Origin of the sequence: Nocardiopsis sp. NPDC006832 (genome assembly GCF_040635885.1) — a bacterium.
Taxonomy (GTDB): Bacteria; Actinomycetota; Actinomycetes; order Streptosporangiales; family Streptosporangiaceae; genus Nocardiopsis.
The window spans coordinates 13,238-29,827 of record NZ_JBEYLC010000053.1 but is presented as its reverse complement, the minus strand read 5'-3'; the positions used below and the strand labels follow the sequence as shown (position 1 = coordinate 29,827).

At 70.0% G+C, this 16,590-nt stretch carries 12 protein-coding genes; 4 read left to right on the top strand and 8 right to left on the bottom strand.

Annotated features, from left to right (window positions below):
* The first annotated feature begins 183 nt into the window (after positions 1-183).
* Both ABZ717_RS22000 and ABZ717_RS21995 read left to right on the top strand, forming a co-directional pair.
* On the top strand, positions 184-1,998 hold the full coding sequence (locus tag ABZ717_RS22000) for an AMP-dependent synthetase/ligase (RefSeq protein WP_358513483.1): 1,815 nt from the start codon (positions 184-186) through the stop codon (positions 1,996-1,998).
* A gap of 107 nt (positions 1,999-2,105) precedes the next feature.
* The gene (locus ABZ717_RS21995) at positions 2,106-2,876 is read left to right on the top strand and encodes a helix-turn-helix domain-containing protein (RefSeq protein WP_358513481.1); all 771 of its coding nucleotides are present in this window, start codon (positions 2,106-2,108) and stop codon (positions 2,874-2,876) included.
* Here ABZ717_RS21995 and ABZ717_RS21990 read toward each other — a convergent pair.
* Genes ABZ717_RS21990 through ABZ717_RS21970 form a run of 5 tightly spaced genes read right to left on the bottom strand, consistent with a single transcriptional unit; the run spans position 2,845 to position 9,753 of the window.
* Positions 2,845-3,837, bottom strand: coding sequence for an ABC transporter permease (locus ABZ717_RS21990; protein WP_358513479.1), 993 nt, complete (start codon positions 3,835-3,837; stop codon positions 2,845-2,847). The two genes, ABZ717_RS21995 and ABZ717_RS21990, sit on opposite strands and share 32 nt — an antisense overlap.
* A complete protein-coding gene (locus ABZ717_RS21985; protein WP_358513477.1) occupies positions 3,834-4,805 on the bottom strand; it encodes an ABC transporter permease in 972 nt (323 codons plus the stop codon). Before ABZ717_RS21985 ends, ABZ717_RS21990 begins: the two co-directional genes overlap by 4 nt.
* Positions 4,802-6,337: a sugar ABC transporter ATP-binding protein gene (locus tag ABZ717_RS21980; protein WP_358513475.1), complete on the bottom strand. Its 1,536-nt coding sequence runs from the start codon at positions 6,335-6,337 to the stop codon at positions 4,802-4,804. The genes ABZ717_RS21985 and ABZ717_RS21980 overlap by 4 nt, the downstream gene beginning before the upstream one ends.
* Complete coding sequence (locus ABZ717_RS21975; RefSeq protein ID WP_358513473.1) at positions 6,327-7,433, bottom strand: ABC transporter substrate-binding protein; 1,107 nt, start codon at positions 7,431-7,433, stop codon at positions 6,327-6,329. Before ABZ717_RS21975 ends, ABZ717_RS21980 begins: the two co-directional genes overlap by 11 nt.
* A 25-nt stretch (positions 7,434-7,458) precedes the next feature.
* Entirely contained in the window at positions 7,459-9,753 is a 2,295-nt protein-coding gene (locus tag ABZ717_RS21970; RefSeq protein ID WP_358513471.1) for an AbfB domain-containing protein, read from the bottom strand.
* 260 nt (positions 9,754-10,013) lie between these two features.
* On the opposite strand from ABZ717_RS21970, the gene ABZ717_RS21965 reads away from it, so the two are divergent.
* Positions 10,014-11,033 (top strand): LacI family DNA-binding transcriptional regulator, encoded by a 1,020-nt coding sequence (locus tag ABZ717_RS21965; RefSeq protein ID WP_358513469.1) that lies wholly within the window; start codon positions 10,014-10,016, stop codon positions 11,031-11,033.
* A 20-nt stretch (positions 11,034-11,053) separates the two neighbouring features.
* Here ABZ717_RS21965 and ABZ717_RS21960 read toward each other — a convergent pair whose 3' ends face one another.
* Positions 11,054-11,941 carry a LysR family transcriptional regulator ArgP gene (locus tag ABZ717_RS21960; protein ID WP_358513467.1) on the bottom strand — a complete coding sequence of 296 codons (888 nt, stop codon included), beginning with the start codon at positions 11,939-11,941 and terminating at the stop codon, positions 11,054-11,056.
* A gap of 84 nt (positions 11,942-12,025) precedes the next feature.
* Between ABZ717_RS21960 and ABZ717_RS21955 the strand changes: the two genes are divergently transcribed.
* On the top strand, positions 12,026-12,712 hold the full coding sequence (locus tag ABZ717_RS21955) for a LysE/ArgO family amino acid transporter (RefSeq protein ID WP_358513465.1): 687 nt from the start codon (positions 12,026-12,028) through the stop codon (positions 12,710-12,712).
* A gap of 35 nt (positions 12,713-12,747) precedes the next feature.
* Here ABZ717_RS21955 and ABZ717_RS21950 read toward each other — a convergent pair whose 3' ends face one another.
* Complete coding sequence (locus tag ABZ717_RS21950) at positions 12,748-14,571, bottom strand: ABC transporter ATP-binding protein (protein WP_358513463.1); 1,824 nt, start codon at positions 14,569-14,571, stop codon at positions 12,748-12,750.
* Positions 14,561-16,348, bottom strand: a complete 1,788-nt coding sequence (locus tag ABZ717_RS21945; protein WP_358513461.1) for an ABC transporter ATP-binding protein — start codon at positions 16,346-16,348, stop codon at positions 14,561-14,563. Before ABZ717_RS21945 ends, ABZ717_RS21950 begins: the two co-directional genes overlap by 11 nt.
* Between the last annotated feature and the right edge of the window lie 242 nt (positions 16,349-16,590).

The window sequence follows — 16,590 nt, the reverse complement described above, 5'->3', positions numbered from 1 at the left end:
GGGCAGGGGTGTTACCGGTGGTTACGTATCGATGTTACCCATGGGTAGCAGTCCGCTTTCCGTTCTGTCCAGCCTTGGGGCCCAGGGGTGCGAAAAGCCGCACCCTTTCCCTTGAAAACCGAAAGGACTAGGGTGATGTGTGTCCCAAGTCACACATCGAGGAAGTCGCCCCCAGGAGTACACATGACCTCCGTTCCCGGCACCGCGGACGCCCCCACGAACCGCACCCTTCCCGAACTCCTCCTGAGCAACGCACGCGATCACCCCGATCGCCCGGCACTGTCCTGGCGCGAACCCGGTGCCACCGACTGGACCACCCTGACCTGGGCGCGGGCCCACGACACCGTCGTCGCCCTGGCCGAGGGTTACGCCTCGCTCGGCGTCCGAGCCGGCGACCACGCCCTCATCATGATGGGCAACCGGCCCGAACACTGGCTCTCCGACCTCGCCCTGGTCCAGGCCGGGGCCGTCCCCACCACCGTCTACTCCACCTCCGCCGCCGAACAGATCACCCACATCGCCCGGCACAGCCGGGCCCGCGTCGCCGTCGTCGAGAACACGGAGGTGGCCGCCCTCTGGGAGAGCCTGCTCAAGGACCCCGACACCCCGTTGGAGCGACTGGTCGTGGTCGAGGGCGCCGATCCCGACCGAGGCCACACCCCCTACGCCACCCTCACCGCGGCGACCCCCTCGGGGGCTGCCGACCGTTGGCGCGACCGCGTCCCGGACGACCTCGTCACCGTCGTCTACACCTCCGGCACCACCGGCGACCCCAAGGGCGTGGCGATCTCGCACCGGCGGGTCCTGGCCCAGGCCGGTGCCCTGGACGCGGCCCTGGAACTCCCGGAGTTCCCCGACCACGTCTGCTACCTGCCACTGGCCCACATCGCCGAGCGCATGCTGAGCGTGTACATGCCGCTGGTACGCGTCTCGCACGTGTGGATGTGCGCCGACCCCACCGCGGTGGTCGGGGTCCTGCCACAGGTACGACCCCCGCACTTCCTCGGGGTGCCGCGCGTGTGGGAGAAGTTCGCCGGAGCCGTCCAGGCGGTCCTGTCCTCCCTGCCCGAGGAGAAACGCACCGCCATCGACCAGGCCCGGGCGGTGGCCACCGAACACGTCGAACGGCTCGAACGCGACGGCGAGGTCCCCGCCGAACTGGCGGAACGCTACCGGCGGGCCCACTCCACGGTCCTCGAACCACTGCTGGCCAAGATGGGGCTGGACCGGGTGCTCCTGCCCTCCAGCGCCTCGGCGCCCATGCCCCTGGAGGTGGTCCGTTTCTGGGCCTCCCTCGGCATCGTGATCATGGACGTCTGGGGCCTCACCGAGTCCGTGGGCGTGGCCACCATGAACGTTCCCGAAGCCGGGGGGTTCCGGCTCGGCTCGGTCGGTCGCCCCATCGAGGGCGTCCAGATGCGTCTGGGAGAGGACGGTGAGGTCTTCCTGCGCGGGGCCTCCGTCTTCGAGGGATACCTGGGGGCGGACGGAACCGTCCGTCCCGACACCGACGCCGACGGCTGGTTCGCCACCGGTGACGTGGGCCGGGTCGACGAGGACGGCTTCCTGTGGATCACCGACCGCAAGAAGGAGATCATCGTGACCTCCGGCGGCAAGAACGTGTCGCCGGCACTGGTGGAGAACACCCTCAAGGAACATCCGCTGGTCGGCCAGGCCTTCGCGCACGGTGATGGCCGCCCCTACCTGGTGGCGCTCATCGTGCTCGACCCCGAACTGGCCCCGCTGTGGGCCGCCTCCAAGGGGATCGAGGCGACGGGGGAGGAACTGGCCGCCCACCCGGAGGTCATCGCCGAGATCGAAGAGGCCGTGATGGCGGCCAACGGTCGCCTCAACCGCGCCGAACAGATCAAGCGGTACCGGGTGTTGTCACGGGAGTGGGGGCCGGAGACCGGTGAGCTGACCCCCTCTCTCAAACTGCGCCGCCGCGTGGTGGCCGAAGGTCACGCCGACGAGATCGACGCCCTCTACGAGGACTGACACCCTCCGGCCCGGCCGCCCCGGGGCGGCCGGGCCTCGGCGAAACCCGCGTCGTCCCAAGGGAAACGCAGTATCCTCAAGGACTCGACCCCCTTTGGAGACGGCACATGAGCGTGTTCCCCTCACCCGACGACTCCGAACAGATCATCACCGTCCAGCAGGACTACGACGGTGACACCCCCATGGACACCCACCACCTGGAGACGGGGGAGTCCCGCACCTTCGGACGTGGTGGGCGCAACCGTCAGGTGGACATCCCGTTGGCCGGAGGCGACCGGGCGGTCTCGCGGGTGGCGGGCGAGATCGTCTCGCACGGGGACCACTGGCGGATCAGCAACCTCAGCCCCACCAAGTCCTACGTCGTGGAGAACACCGAACGGCTCGCCGGGTTCGTCCAGGTCCCGCCGCATACCCAGGGCATGCTGGTGCCCTTCGAGACCTCCCGGGTACTGGTCCCCGGAGGCCAGGGCGAGCACGGGTTCCTGGTGATGGCGCCCGCCGCGTGCAGCAGCGTGCTGGTGCCCTCCGGGGAACCGTTCATGGAGGCCGACACCACCGACACCCACGCCGAACGCACCGACATCCGCAGCTTCCGGATCGACCGTCTGCACACCTACTACCGGGTGCTGGCCGCCTTCTGCGAACCCCGCCTGCGCGACCCGGGCACCCGGTACACGCCCACCCAGCACCAGGTCGCCGAACGGCTGAAGCTGTCCAAGGCCGCGGTCAACTCCCACATCGACTACCTGCTCAAGAGCAAGTTCCGCGTGGAACCGGAGGACGCCCGCCAGGGGCAGGACTGGCGGGTGGACATGCTCACCGAGAAGGCCCTGCACTTCGGTCTGGTCACCGAACGGGACCTGTCGGTCCTCCCCTGAGCCGGCTTTGGATCAACACCACCACGATCAGGAACAGCCCGCTGACGACCTCCTGGAAGGCCGAGGTCAGCGTGCCGACCGCGTTGATGATGTTCTGGATGACGCCGAGCAGGAGCACACCGCCCAGGGTGCCGGCCACGAACCCGTAACCGCCGGTCAGCAACGTTCCTCCGATCACCACCGCGGAGATGGCCTGGAGTTCGATGCCGATCCCGAAGATCGTCACGCCCGAGCCCAACCACAACGCGTTCAGCGCGCCCGCCGCCCCCGCGCACAACCCGGAGAACGTGTACACGGCCACCTTGGTGCGCGCCACCGGAACGCCCATGAGCGCGGCGGTCCGTTCGTCGCCGCCCACCGCGTACACGTGCTGGCCCGCCGTGGTGCGGCGCAGTACCAGGCCGCCCACGAAGAACAACGCCACCACCAGCAGGAACGAGTATCCCAGCACGCCGAAGAGCCGGCCGTGCACCAGCGGGGCCAACGCCAGCCCCTCCGGCACCAGGTAGGTGGTGTTGCCCTCGTCGGAGATCGACAGCATCAGCCCCCACGCGCCCAGCATGGTCGCCAGGGTCACGATGAACGGGGCCAGCCCCGCGCGGGCGATCAGCACCCCGTTGAGCAGGCCGATGAGCCCGCACACCACCAGCGGCACCACCAGCAGCGCCAGGCTCCCGTACTGGGACGCCCACGCCGCGGACACCCCGCCGAGCGCGAACACCGTGCCCACCGACAGGTCGATCCCGCCGGTGACGATCACGAACGTCATGCCCAGCGCGATGATCGCCAGGAACGAGGCGCTAACCAGCACCCGGTTCAGGTTGCCCAGGGCCAGGAACCCGTCCAGGGTCATCCCGGCCACCGCCACCACCAGCAACAACACCAGCAGGGCGCCGTGCCGTCGCGCGAGTTCCCGCCAGGGGATCGAGGCGACCGAAGCCTCCTTCGACGTGGTGATCATGTCCTCCCTCGATCCCGGGCCAGGTAGACGGCGGCGATGATCACCGCGGTCTGCGCCATCTGCGTCCACGACGGCGGCAGGTCGTGTTTGATCAACGTGGCCACCAGCAGTTGCATCAACACCGCGCCGGCGACCGTTCCGGCGATCCGCACCCGCCCGCCGGTCAACGGGGTGCCGCCGACCACCACCGCGGTGATCGCCGACAACTCGATGAGCACGCCCACCGAGTTGGGATCGGCCGCCTGCAACCGGGCGGTCACCAGGACCCCGGCCACGGCCGCCAAGGCGCCGCACAACGCGTACACGCCCAGCAACACCCGGCGCACCGGCAGACCGGACAGCTCGGCCGCGCGCCGGTTGCCACCGACGGCGACAAGCCGACGGCCGAACACGGTGCGCCTGACCAGGAACGCCACCAGCGCCACCAGCAGCGCCGCGATCCACACCAGGTAGGGCACGCCCAGGAACGACCCCGAGCCCAGGGCCCGTAGCCCCGGGTTGCGGATCCCGTCCAATTGCGGCAACAGCACCAGCGCCACACCCCGGCCGCCGATCATCATCGCCAGCGTCGCGATGATCGCCTGGATCCCCGCGAACGCCACGAGCACGCCGTTGACCGCACCGGCCAACGCGCCCACCACGATCGCGATGAGCACCGCCACGATCGGGCCGTATCCCAGGTACAGGGAGATCACCGCCGCCGACAGCGCCATCACCGAGCCGACGCTCAGGTCGATGCCGCCGGTGGCGATCACCAACGCCATGCCCAGCGCCACGATCAGTACCGGGGCGACCTGCACGGCCTGGGTGCGGAAGTTCTCCAGCGACAGGAAGTTGGGAGTGAACACGATGTTGAACAGCACGATCAGCGCCACGCCGACGTACACGCCGTACTCCCGCGACCAGCGCAGGAGCCGGTCCCCGTCCACCCGACCTCGAGCCGGCCGGGTCGCGGTGTCCGGGCTCACCTTCCCTCACCCCCGTCCGGCCCTTGGGCGATCGCCGCCATCAGGGCGTCCTCGGTGACCTGAGCGCCCGCCAACTCACCCACCACCGCACCGTCCTTGAGCACCACCACACGATCGGCGCCCGCCACCAGTTCCTCCAGGTCCGAGGAGATGAGCAGTACGCCCAACCCCTCCTCGGCGAGCTCGTCGACCAACCGCTGCACCTCCGCCTTGGCGCCCACGTCGATCCCGCGCGTGGGTTCGTCGAGCAGCAGCACCTTGGGGTTGAGCGCCAACCAGCGCGCCAACAGAACCTTCTGCTGGTTGCCGCCGGACAGCTCCTCCACCTTCTGGTGCGGGCCCACGGCCTTGATGCGCAGGCGTTCCATGAACACCCGCACCACCTCGTCCACCCGCTTCTCCGCCACCAGCCCGAACCGGCTCAACCGAGGCATCGCGGCCAGCGCGATGTTCTCCCGGATGGACAGCCCCGGCACGATGCCCTCGTGCTTGCGGTCCTCCGGCAGCAGACTCACCCCGGCTCGGATCGCGGCCGGGACGGACGAACCGCGCTTGAGCGGGGTCCCCACCACCGACACGCTCCCCGCGTCCAGCGGCAGGGCCCCGGCGATCGCCTTCGCGGTCTCGGTGCGCCCGGATCCCAACAGGCCGCCGAGCCCGACGACCTCGCCGGGACGGATGGTCAACGACACCTCGCGCAACCGGTGCCGGGCGGTGAGCCCCTCGGCCTCCAAGGCCGGGGTGCCCGCCCACGCCTCCCGTTCACCGGAGAAGGTGGTGGCGCCCTCGCGCTCCACCCGCTCCATGTCCCGGCCCAACATCAGGGACACCAACCGCAACCGGCTCAGGTCGGCCATCGCACCGGTGTGCACCGCCCGACCGTCCCGCAGCACGGTCACCCGGTCGCACACCCGGTACAGCTCGTCCAACCGGTGACTCACGTACACCACGGCCACGCCGTCCTCACGCAACCGGTCGATCACCCCGAACAGGGTCTCGACCTCTCGCGGCTCCAACGACGACGTGGGCTCGTCCATGACGACCACACGGGCGTCGGCCGACACCGCGCGCGCCAACGCCACCATCTGCCGGGCGCCCATGGACAGTGAACCGAGCGGGCGCCGCACGTCCACGGCCACTCCGTATCCGCGCAGCGTCTCGGCGGCCCGATGATGCATGCGCGTGAAGTCGATCAGCCCGAACCGCTTGGGCTCACGCCCCAGATACAGGTTGCGGGCCACGCTCAGCAACGGCAGGAGGTCGACCTCCTGGTAGATGGTGGCGATCCCGGCGCGCTGCGCGTGCAGAGGGGTCGTGAAGCGGGCGGGTTCGCCGTGGTGCCACATCTCCCCGCCGTCGGGACGGTACACGCCCGTCAGCACCTTGATCAGGGTGGACTTGCCGGCGCCGTTCTCACCGACCAGCGCGTGGACCTCACCGGGCCGCAGGGTGAGGTCCACCCCGTCCAGGGCCAGGACACCCGGGAACCGTTTGGTCAGCCCGCGGGTGTCCAGGACCGGACTAGTACGCATTGCCGAGTTCCTCCTCGGCGTTGGCGGCGTTGTACTCGCGGTCGGTGATGATGAGGTTCGTCCCGACCTCCTCACCGGCGCCGAACGCCTCGGCGGCCTCGAACGCCAGTGGACCGAACCGCGGGTTCGACTCGATCACCGCGGAGATCCACCCGTCGACGATGTGCTCCACCGCCGCCTCCGTGCCGTCCACGGTGACGATCGCGACGTCACCCGGTGCCTTGCCCGCGCCGTTGAGCGCGGTCACGGCACCGATGCCCATCTCGTCGTTCTGCGCGTAGATCCCGTCGATGTCCGGCTCGGTCTGGATGAGCTGCTCGGTCACCGACTGGCCGCCCTCACGGGTGAAGTCGCCGGACTGCTCGAACACGATCTCGATGTCGGGCGCCTCGGCCTCCAACCGCTCCACGAACCCGTCGGTGCGGTCCGTGGTGACGTTGTTGCCGGGCGCGCCCAACAGGATGGCGACCTCGCCCTCCCCACCGAGCGTGTCGATCATCTGGTCGGCGGCCCGTCGGCCCTGCTCCACGAAGTCCGAGCCGATGAAGGTGACGAAGTCGGCGCAGGCGGTGCCGTTGATGGGCCGGTCGATGGTGATGATCGGGACCGAGGCGGACTCGGCCGCGTCCAGGACCGGCTTCCACCCGTCGGAGTTGAGCGGGGCGATGATGAGCACCTCCGCGTCCTGCGACATCAGGTCCTGCACGTCGCTGATCTGCTGGGCGAAGTCCGACTGGGCGTTGGAGGTGATGAGGTCGACGCCGCGCTCCTCGGCCTCGTCTTTGATCGACTGCGTCTCGGTGATCCGGAACGGGTTGGACTCGGCCTCGGACTGGGAGAACCCGACCGTCTTGTCGGTCAGGTCGAACGCCTCGATGCCGTGATCGGCGGCGCTACAGGTCTCGTCGCCACTGGCGGCCTCGTCCAGGACCTGGGCCTGGCCCTCGCCGCCGCCCTCGTCCGCCGCCGATGGGGCGGTGTCGTCCTCTCCCCGGGCGCAGCCGGTGGCGGCCAGGGTCAGGGCGGCGCACACGGCCGCGGTGGTGAGCAGGGCGCGGCGTGGGCCGCGAGGGGGGATGGGGTGCTGTTCGTTCATGGTCGTTCTCCGCCGGTGCGTCGGATCAGGGGGTCCAGGGGTCTTCGACGGACCAGGTCACGTCGTGGTCGTAGTTCTCGGAGGTGTCGCGGTCCTCCCCGGCGCCGCCGGCCCCGGACAGCCACAGCTCGGACTCGTAGTGGCGCAGATACCGGTCGGGGAAGTTGTAGGAGCGCAGGGAGACGCCCTCGCCGCCGAGACCGGGGACCGCGCACCAGGTGGCGTCCTGGGCGAACAACGTGCTGTCGTCGGAGGGATCTCGGTGCACCCGCGACTCCTTGTGCCGCAGGTACTCGCCCGGGAAGTTCACCGACTCCACGGACACGCAGGTGTCGTCGGCGAGGCCCGGCACGAAACGCCAGGTGGCGTCGGCGCGGGTCTCCTCGGAGCTGGAGCCGTCGACCGGGGTGGTCACGCCCAGCCCCTCGGAGTGGGCCAGGTAGCGGTCCCGGTGGTCGGGTGTGGTGACCCGCAGTGACAGGTTCTCCTCCAACGGCACGTCGACGACCCCGCCGACCGGTTCACCGGACAGCAGTCGCTCGTGCGCGGTGGCGATGACCTCCGGGTCGACCTTCAGCACCCTTCGGTCGTAGGTCCAGAACCCGTTGAGTTCGGTCTCCACGTCGGTGATCTCGGTGTAGATCGCCGCCGACAGCCCGTGCGTGCGTTCCAGGCGCTGCACGCCCGCCATCAGACCGGAGTATCGGGTGGCCAGCGACTCCCCGTCGGTGATGTCCTCGTAGCCGAACCCGTCGCCCGGGCTCCACTCGTGGCCTTCGACGGGCAGGTTGTAGCCGCCGAACTCGCCCAGCACCGAGACGCGGTCCTCCTCGGCCGGGGCGGGGTCGCCGGGGCCGACGTAGATGTGGGAGTCGACGATGTCGCCGTTGCCGGTGTCGTGCCAGCCCGAGGCGCCGGTGACCAGGCGGGAGGGGTCGGAGTCCTTGACGTCCTGGGTGATCCGGGCGTCCTCGTCGTACTGGCCCCAGGCCTCGTTGAACACGATCCAGTTGACGATCGACGGGAAGGAACGGTGTTCGTCCACCAGGGCGCGCAACTCGGTCTCGAACTGCTCACGCCCCTCCTGGCCGGGGTCGCCGGACATCGACGGCATGTCCTGCATGACCATCACACCGAGCCGGTCGGCCCAGTAATACCAGCGGTCCGGTTCCACCTTCACGTGCTTGCGGATGGTGTTGAAGCCCAGGTCCTTGTGCGACTCGATGTCGAAGCGCAGGGCCTCGTCGGTGGGCGCGGTGGAGATGCCGTCGGGCCAGTAACCCTGGTCCAGGGTGCCGACCTGGAAGACGTACTCGCCGTTGAGGAGGGGGCGGGTCACCCCGTCGACCCGTCCCACCTCGATCGAACGCATACCCGTGTAGCCGGCGACCCCGTCGCCCGAGTCCAGTGTGACGTCGACGTCGTACAGGTAGGGGTCGTCCGGGCTCCACAGGTGCGGGTCGGGGACGTCCACGGTGATCGCGGAGTTCGTCGCGCCGGTGGCCGAGCCGACCTCCGCGCCCTCGGCGTCGCGGACCGTCACCGTGGCGGTGGAGTCGTCGGAGCCGGCCGCGTTCACGACCACGTCCAGTCGTTCGCCGGGCACGTCCGGGGTGATGTCCAACCGGGTGACGTGGGTTTCGGGGACCGGCTCCATCCACACGGTCTGCCAGATACCGGTGTGGGTGGTGTACCAGATACCGCCGGGCTCCAGGCGCTGCTTGCCCACCGGCTGTTCACCCGCGTCGCCGGGGTCGTACACCCCGACGATGATCTCGTTCTCGCCCTCTCGGAGGGCGTCGGTGACGTCGAAGGAGAACTTGTCGTAGCCGCCGGTGTGCGAGCCCACGGAGGTGCCGTTGACCCACACCCGAGAGTCCCAGTCCACGGCGCCGAAGTTCAGCAGGACCCGGTCGCCGTCCCAGGAGTCGGGGACCTCCACGCTGCGCCGGTACCAGACCCGGTCGTGGTGTTCCTGTACGCCCGACAGCGCGGACTCGATCGGGTAGGGGACGAGGATCTCGCCGTCCAGGTCGGTGTCGAACGGGGGCTCCTCGCCCTCCTCCGCGGGCGCCCACTGCCAGGTTCCGTTGAGGTTCTCCCAGTCCTCGCGGACCATCTGCGGGCGCGGGTAGTCCGGAAGGGCGTTGTCGGGGGAGACCTCGTCGGTCCAGGGGGTCGTCAAAGGGAGTTCGGGTCGCGCGCCGGCGGGGGAGGCCGACAGCGCGGAGAGGGTCAGGATCGCGGCCAGAACGGGGGCGGTCGCTCGGACCCATGGACGTCGGCCGGGGATGGGGGTGCTGACGGGGGGTTGTCGCATGTGGGTTCTCCGTGTCGAGGTGCGGGCCGTGAGTGGTCCGCGCATTTACAACGTGGGAAACCTGACTTGGCGATGATGAGAACACGAACCGAGGGCTCTGTCCAGACCCTTAATCGAAACTCGTGGAACACCGATGTGACAGCGGAATCGGGCTCCCCGGCACGGCTGGGCAGGGCCGGCGCCCGTGTTGTATAACGATGGAAAGGACACCGAACAAAGGTCACCGATCCCGGGCGCCCCGTCCGGCGGAGGAGGAGCGCGTGGGTATCAGCCTGAAGGACGTCGCACAGCGGGCGGGGGTGTCGATCAAGACGGTGTCCAACGTGGTCAACGGCTACCGGCACGTCACACCCCAGACCCGCCAGCGCGTCCAGCGGGTCATCGACGAGCTCGGATACCGGCCCAACCTCACCGCGCGCCACCTGCGCAAGGGGCGGACCGGGATGATCGCCCTCGCCCTGCCCGAGCTCGGCAACCCCTACTTCGCCGAACTCGCCGACGCCGTCATCGAGTACGCGGGCGGCCTTGAGTACATCGTTCTGCTCGATCACACCGGCGGCCGTCGCGACCAAGAGGTCCTGTTCGCCCAGGGGTTCCGCGCCAGGGTCATCGACGGACTGATCCTCAGCCCCATCGAACTGGAGAACGAGGACCTGCTCGCCCGCGACAGCGACGCGCCCCTGGTCCTGCTCGGTGAACGCCAGTACGACGCCCCCTACGACCACATCGCCATAGACAACGTCGCGGCCGCCCGCACCGCCGCCGCCCACCTGGTCGAGCTCGGCCGCCGCCGAATCGCCTTCCTCGGGGCACGCCACGGCCGTGCCCGCCAGACCGCCCACCTGCGACTCCAGGGATGGCGCGAGGTCATGTCCGAGACCGGGCGCCCCACCGGCGAGGAGTTCATCGCGGTCACCGACGGCTACACCCGCGAGGACGGTGCCCAGGCCATGGCCCGCCTCCTGGACTCAGGGGTCCGCCCGGACGCGGTGTTCTGCTACAACGACCTCATCGCCATAGGCGCCATGCGCACCCTCGGTACCCGTGGCCTGCGCGTCCCCGAGGACGTCGCCGTGGTGGGCTTCGACGACATCGAGGACGGGCGCTACTGCGCCACCACCCTCACCACCGTCGCCCCCCACAAGCGCGGCATCGCCCGCGCGGCCACCGACGCCCTACTGGAACGCCTCGCCGCCGGCACCGGCAACGCCATCGAACCGAGGCGGCTCCAGCCGGGCTTCGCGTTGATCACCAGGGAGAGCACCGCCGGCAAACCCTGACCGGGTCGGTGCCACCGACGTCACATGGGGTGGAGGTGGAGGGCGGCTTCGGCGCGCACGCATTCGGTGATCCGGTCGAGCAGGGGCGAGCGCAGGTTCCAGCGCTGCCAGAACAGTCGCACCTCCACCGGGTGTTCCGGGGCCAAGGCCACCAGCCGCCCGCTCTCCAGGTGCGCCCGGCACTGCTGTTCGGGGACGGCGCCCCAACCCAGGCCCAGCAGCACCGTGCGGGCGAAGTCCTCCGAGGCCGGGATGTAGTGGCGCGGCCCCGTCGAGCCCTCACCGGTCAGGTCCCGTAGGAAACGGTCCTGGAGTTCGTCCTTGCGGTCGAAGTTCACCACCGGCGCCGCGTTGAGCCCTTCGACCCCGCGCAGCCCGTGGCGTTGGGCGAACTCCGGGTGGCACACCGCCTGGTAGCGCATCACGCCCAGACCCCGGACCGAACATCCCTGCACCGCCTCGGGGGTGGAGGTCACCGCGGCCATCACCGAACCCGAACGCAACAGGCTCGTGGTGTGCTCCTCGTCCTCGCGGTGGATCTCGAACACCGCGCCGAGTTCGGCCGGCAGTTCGGCGAGGGCTTCGAGGAACCAGGTGGACAGGCTGTCGGCGTTGACCGCGAGCGGCACGTGGTCGCGCCGCTCCTCTCCGCCCTGGCGCAGTTCGGACAGCACCTCCCGGTCCAGCAGCAACACCTGACGCGCGTAGCGCAGCACCGCGTCGCCGGCCTCGGTCGGGGTGACCGGGTTGGTCCGCCTCACCAGTACCTTGCCGGCGCTCTGTTCCATCGCCCGGATCCGCTGCGACACCGCGGACGAGGTCACGTGCAGCCGTTCGGAGGCGGCCTCGAAGGTGCCCTCGTCGATCAGCGCGGTCAGCGTGCTCAGATGGTCGAACTGGAACGGCATCCGCGGCCTCTCCTAAGCGTCCCTTAAGCCTTCTAAGAAACTTTAGCTTTACTGCGGACCCGTGGTCGGGGGAGGCTACCGGACGTGAACGAAACGCTCCTTCCCGCACTTCTCGGCCTGGGCACCGGGCTCGCCCTCATCGTCGCGATCGGCGCGCAGAACGCCTACCTCCTGCGCCTGGGCATCGACGGAAACCCCCGCACGGTTCTGGCGGTGGTCCTGGTCTGCGCGTTCTCCGACGCGATCCTCATCGCCGCCGGTGTGGTCGGCATCGGCGGCCTGGTCCAGGCCATGCCCGCCGCGCTCGTGGTGATCCGGATCCTCGGCGCGGGCTTCCTCATCGTGTACGGGTTGCTCGCCGCGCACCGGGCACTGAAACCGGGAGCGGCGCAGACGCTGGTTCCGGCGGGGCCGGAGCCCGAACCCGTGCGGGACGGCGGCGCGGTGACCACACTGCGAACCGGCACCCGTACGCGCTCTGCGTCGAGTGCCGCCGTCCTCACCGCGCTGGCCCTGACCTGGCTCAACCCCCATGTGTACCTGGACACCGTGGTCTTCCTGGGCTCGCTCGCCAACCAGCAGGTCGGCGACGCCCGCTGGTGGTGGTCGGCCGGGGCGTTGACCGGCAGCTTCGTGTGGTTCTTCGCCTTGGGGTTCGGGGCCCGGCTGCTGCGTCCCTTCTTCGCGCGCCCCGGCGCCTGGCGGGCGCTGGACGGGATCATCGCCGTCCTCATGCTCGCCCTGGGCGTCCGCCTGGCCCTCGGCGTCTGAGCGTTCGTCGACTCAGTGCCCGAAGGCCCCCGCGCTCACGACGAGGACCGGTTCTCGCCCGTGCTCCGGACGCGATAGGCGCGTGCCTGGATTCCGTACAGCTCGGCGTAGCGCCCATCGAGTTCCATGAGGTCGTCGTGGGTTCCCCGCTCGATCACCCGTGCCCCGTCCAGGACGACGATGAGGTCGGCCATGCGCACGGTCGAGAACCGGTGGGAGACCAAAAGCGTGAGATGGTCCCGGCCGCGGAGGGCGCGGGCGCGTTCCGCGTACCGCTCGAACAACAGGTGCTCGGTCTCGGCGTCCAACGCGGACGCGGGTTCGTCCAGGAGCAGCAGCAGGGGGTGGTCGCGCATGTAGCCGCGGGCGAGCGCGACCTTTTGCCACTGGCCCTCGGACAGCTCCACCCCTTGGGCCCACGTGTTGCCCAGCTGTGTACTCAGTCCTCGGGGGAGCCGCTCGACGAGGGCACCCGCGTCCGCGCGCTCGACGGCCCGCTCGACCGCGTCCTCCTCCTCGGCCCGGGGCAGGTCGCCGAGGCCGATGGAAAGACGCAGCGGGTACTCGAAGCGGGCGAAGTCCTGGAAGGCGCCCGACAGCCGCTCGCGCCATGTGTCGGCCGCCATGCCGGCCAGGTCTTGCCCGTCGACGAGGATCCGCCCGGAGTCGGGTTCGTACATCTTGGCCAGTAGCTTGACCAGCGTGGACTTGCCCGCCCCGTTCTCGCCGACCACGGCCACCACCGCGCCCGCCGGCAAGTGCAGCGAGACCTCCTCCAGGACGGGTCGGTCCGTCCCCGGATAGCGGAACGACACCCGGTCCAGGGTGATCCCGCCGCCCACCCGCTCCGGCGCGGACACGACGCCCCGTCGCTCGGCGGCCGAGGCCAGTTCCTCCAGCCACAGCAGGCGGCGGCCCCCTTCCAACCAGATGGTGCGCAGGAAGTGGACCTGGCCCAGGATGTGGCCGATGTACTGGGCCAGTCGGCTCCCGGCGGTGAGCAGCAGGACCACCTGGGCCGCCGAACCGGTACCCAGGGACACCCAGACCAGCGCGCACACGAACGCGCCGGCGAAGACCGTCAGCGCCGCCGCCTGCCACGCGGCGGTGACCCACCGGGCCCGCGCCATGATCCGATGGCGCGCCTCCCAGGCCCGGTGACGACCTTCCCGAACCCGCTCCCGTGCTCGACCGACACGGAGTTCGCGCCCGGGTGAGGCCTTCGTGCCGAGTAGGAAGAAGTGCCGCGCCAAACGCTCGTGGTGGCCGACCCTTTCCTCCAAGGCGTGCTCCGCCCCTCCGCGCCAGTGGGAGACCAGGCTGGTGGGCACGGCGAACAGGCACAGCAGACCGAGCAGGGGATGGATGGTCATCAGCAACGCCGTGGTCAGGGCCAGGCGCAGGATGGCGCCCACCGCCTTGAACAGGTACTGGTAGACCTCGCTGAGCGTGTCCGCGTGGTCGCGCAGGAGTTGGGCGCGGTCGACGTAGGTGGGGCGTTCGTGGTGTTCCAGGGAGGGGATGCCGCCCTGCAACCGGACCACGTGCGCTTCCATGAACACGGCGGCGCGGTCGGCGAAGCGGCGGTCGGCCCGCTCGCTCACCACGCGCAGCAGCCAGCTCAACGCGGCCAGCGCGCCCAAGGCCACCGCGGCCACGACCATGTGGCTCCCCGCACCGGAGATCACCGCGTCGATGAGCCAGGCCAGGGCGATGGCGATCAGGACGTCGGGCAGGGCCGCGCCGACGGTCGTGACGAACGCGACGGCGATGAGCCCGGGGGAGGCCGCCCAACCCAGGCGCAGCGTTCGGGCCAGCGCCCGCCAGGACGAGGGCAGCGGGTGGTCCTCACTCGACACGGTCGGCTCCGTCCTGTTCCTCGTTGAATCGCGCGGCCTGGAGACGGAAGAGCCGCGCGTAGGTGCCCTTCAGCGCCATGAGTTCGTCGTGGCTTCCGAGCTCCACCACCCTGCCCTCGTCCACCACGCAGATCCGGTCGGCCCTTCGGACCGTGGAGAAGCGGTGGGAGATGAGGATGGTCGTGCACCCCCGGGTGGCCGCCAGGACCCGGTCGAAGACCTCGGCCTCCCCGCGCACGTCCAGTTGGGCGGTGGGTTCGTCCAGGACGACCACGCCCGCGCCCTGGTGCACCGCGCACAGCACACGGGCGAGGGCGACCCGCTGCCACTGTCCACCGGACAGGTCGGTGCCCTTCGAGTACCCGGGGGAGAGCACGGTCTCCACGTCGCGCAGGTCCGTGGCGCCGGCGATCGTCAACGCTTCCTGGACCTCCTCGGGGGAGGCGCCCAGCGGGGCGACGTTGTCCTTGAGCGGCAGTTCGTAGCGGATGAAGTCCTGGAAGATCGCGCTGACGCGGCGGCGCCACGATTCCAGGTCCAGGTCCCTCAGGTCCGTGCCGTCCACCTCGATCGTTCCCGAGACCGGGTCGTAGAGCCGGCACAACAGCTTGACCAGGGTGGACTTGCCCGCCCCGTTGACGCCGACCACGGCCAGCGAACTTCCGGCCTCGACGGTGAGGTCGAGACCGTCCAGGACCGGCGCCGACCCGCCGGGGTAGGAGAACCCCACGTCACGGAACCGGATCTCGGAGGTGGGCGTGCCCTCCGCCGGTTCTCGCCCGGAGACCACCGAATGTGCCGCGGCCGTGGTCGACATCGTCCGCTCCACACGAAGCACCGACGCCACGGCGTCGGTGGCCAGGGACAGGGCCCAGTTCAGGCCGCCGAAGGCCAGCGCGCTCGCGCCGACGGCGGCGTAGGCGAAGGTGCTCACCTGCCCCGGGTCGATGGCGCCCGACGCGGCGTCGCGGCCCAGGGACCAGAAGAACAGCCCTCCCGAGACCACGAGTACCGCCACCGCCCAGCGCATCGGTTTGCGTCGTAGCCGGGTGGCGTGCCAGCGCAGCTCGACGAGGTCGCGCCGGTCCGCGGCGAAGCGCTCCGTCAGCCGGCTCGCCAGGCCGAAGAGCCGGATCTCCTTGGCGGCGGGGGAGTCCACCGCCAACCGGTAGGAGTACTCGGCTCGGCGTTGGGCGTCCAGGACCTCGCCGGTATCGCGGTCCCACTGTGAGCTCTCGCGCAACAGCCAATGGGTGGAGAGCCAGGCCCCGCCGACCAGGAAGGGGGCCCACCAGGCGTAGCCGGCCAGGACGACCGCCTGGGCCAGGCCCGCCACGGCCTCGACCAGCCCGCCCGCGATGATGCCCATGGACAGGTGCAAGGGTGGACCGGTCATACCGAGGTCGAAGTCCCGCGCGGCGGTCAACTCGTCCATGTGCGCGCGGTCCTCCAGGTGCTCGACACCGTCGGGGGCGTTCGCGGCGGCCAGGAGCCGGTCGTGCAGGCGGTCGGAGACCTGTTCGCCCAGCAGGGAGCCGACCTGGGTGTGCAGGGGCGTCATGACCTGCATCAGGACGAAGACGACACCGATCAGGATCAACGGCGTACGCAGCGATTCGTCACCGGCGACCGCGCCGACCAGCATGCCGACCGCCACGACGAACACGGCGGGAAGGATCCCCTGGACCAGGATCAGCGCCCACCACGTCACGGTGAGCCGACGATGCGATCGCCACAGTGTGGCGAAGAAGAGCAGGTTCTTGGCAGGGGTCGACACCCTGGGACACCGACCTTGGGGTGAGGGGGCGGAAGCTCGGCGAAGTGGAGCCTACGGCGGCCCCGAACGGAGTATCAATCGATTTTCCCCGCCCCGATACCGCGAACCAGGGTTCGAAACCGGGGGGACTGAGCCTCGAAGTTGCCTAGGATGGACATGATATGCAGTGTTCCCCGCGCACGTGGGGATGGCCCATGCACAGATGGTTCAACGACATCGAGGTCGAATGCCTGTTCCGCACA

What these genes read in the sequence shown, in the direction of transcription:
- ABZ717_RS22000 (WP_358513483.1), top strand. Translation starts at nt 184, where the DNA reads ATGACCTCCGTTCCCGGCACCGCGGACGCCCCCACGAACCGCACCCTT.
- ABZ717_RS21995 (WP_358513481.1), top strand. Translation starts at nt 2,106, where the DNA reads ATGAGCGTGTTCCCCTCACCCGACGACTCCGAACAGATCATCACCGTC.
- ABZ717_RS21990 (WP_358513479.1), bottom strand. Translation starts at nt 3,837, where the DNA reads ATGATCACCACGTCGAAGGAGGCTTCGGTCGCCTCGATCCCCTGGCGG.
- ABZ717_RS21980 (WP_358513475.1), bottom strand. Translation starts at nt 6,337, where the DNA reads ATGCGTACTAGTCCGGTCCTGGACACCCGCGGGCTGACCAAACGGTTC.
- ABZ717_RS21975 (WP_358513473.1), bottom strand. Translation starts at nt 7,433, where the DNA reads ATGAACGAACAGCACCCCATCCCCCCTCGCGGCCCACGCCGCGCCCTG.
- ABZ717_RS21970 (WP_358513471.1), bottom strand. Translation starts at nt 9,753, where the DNA reads ATGCGACAACCCCCCGTCAGCACCCCCATCCCCGGCCGACGTCCATGG.
- ABZ717_RS21960 (WP_358513467.1), bottom strand. Translation starts at nt 11,941, where the DNA reads ATGCCGTTCCAGTTCGACCATCTGAGCACGCTGACCGCGCTGATCGAC.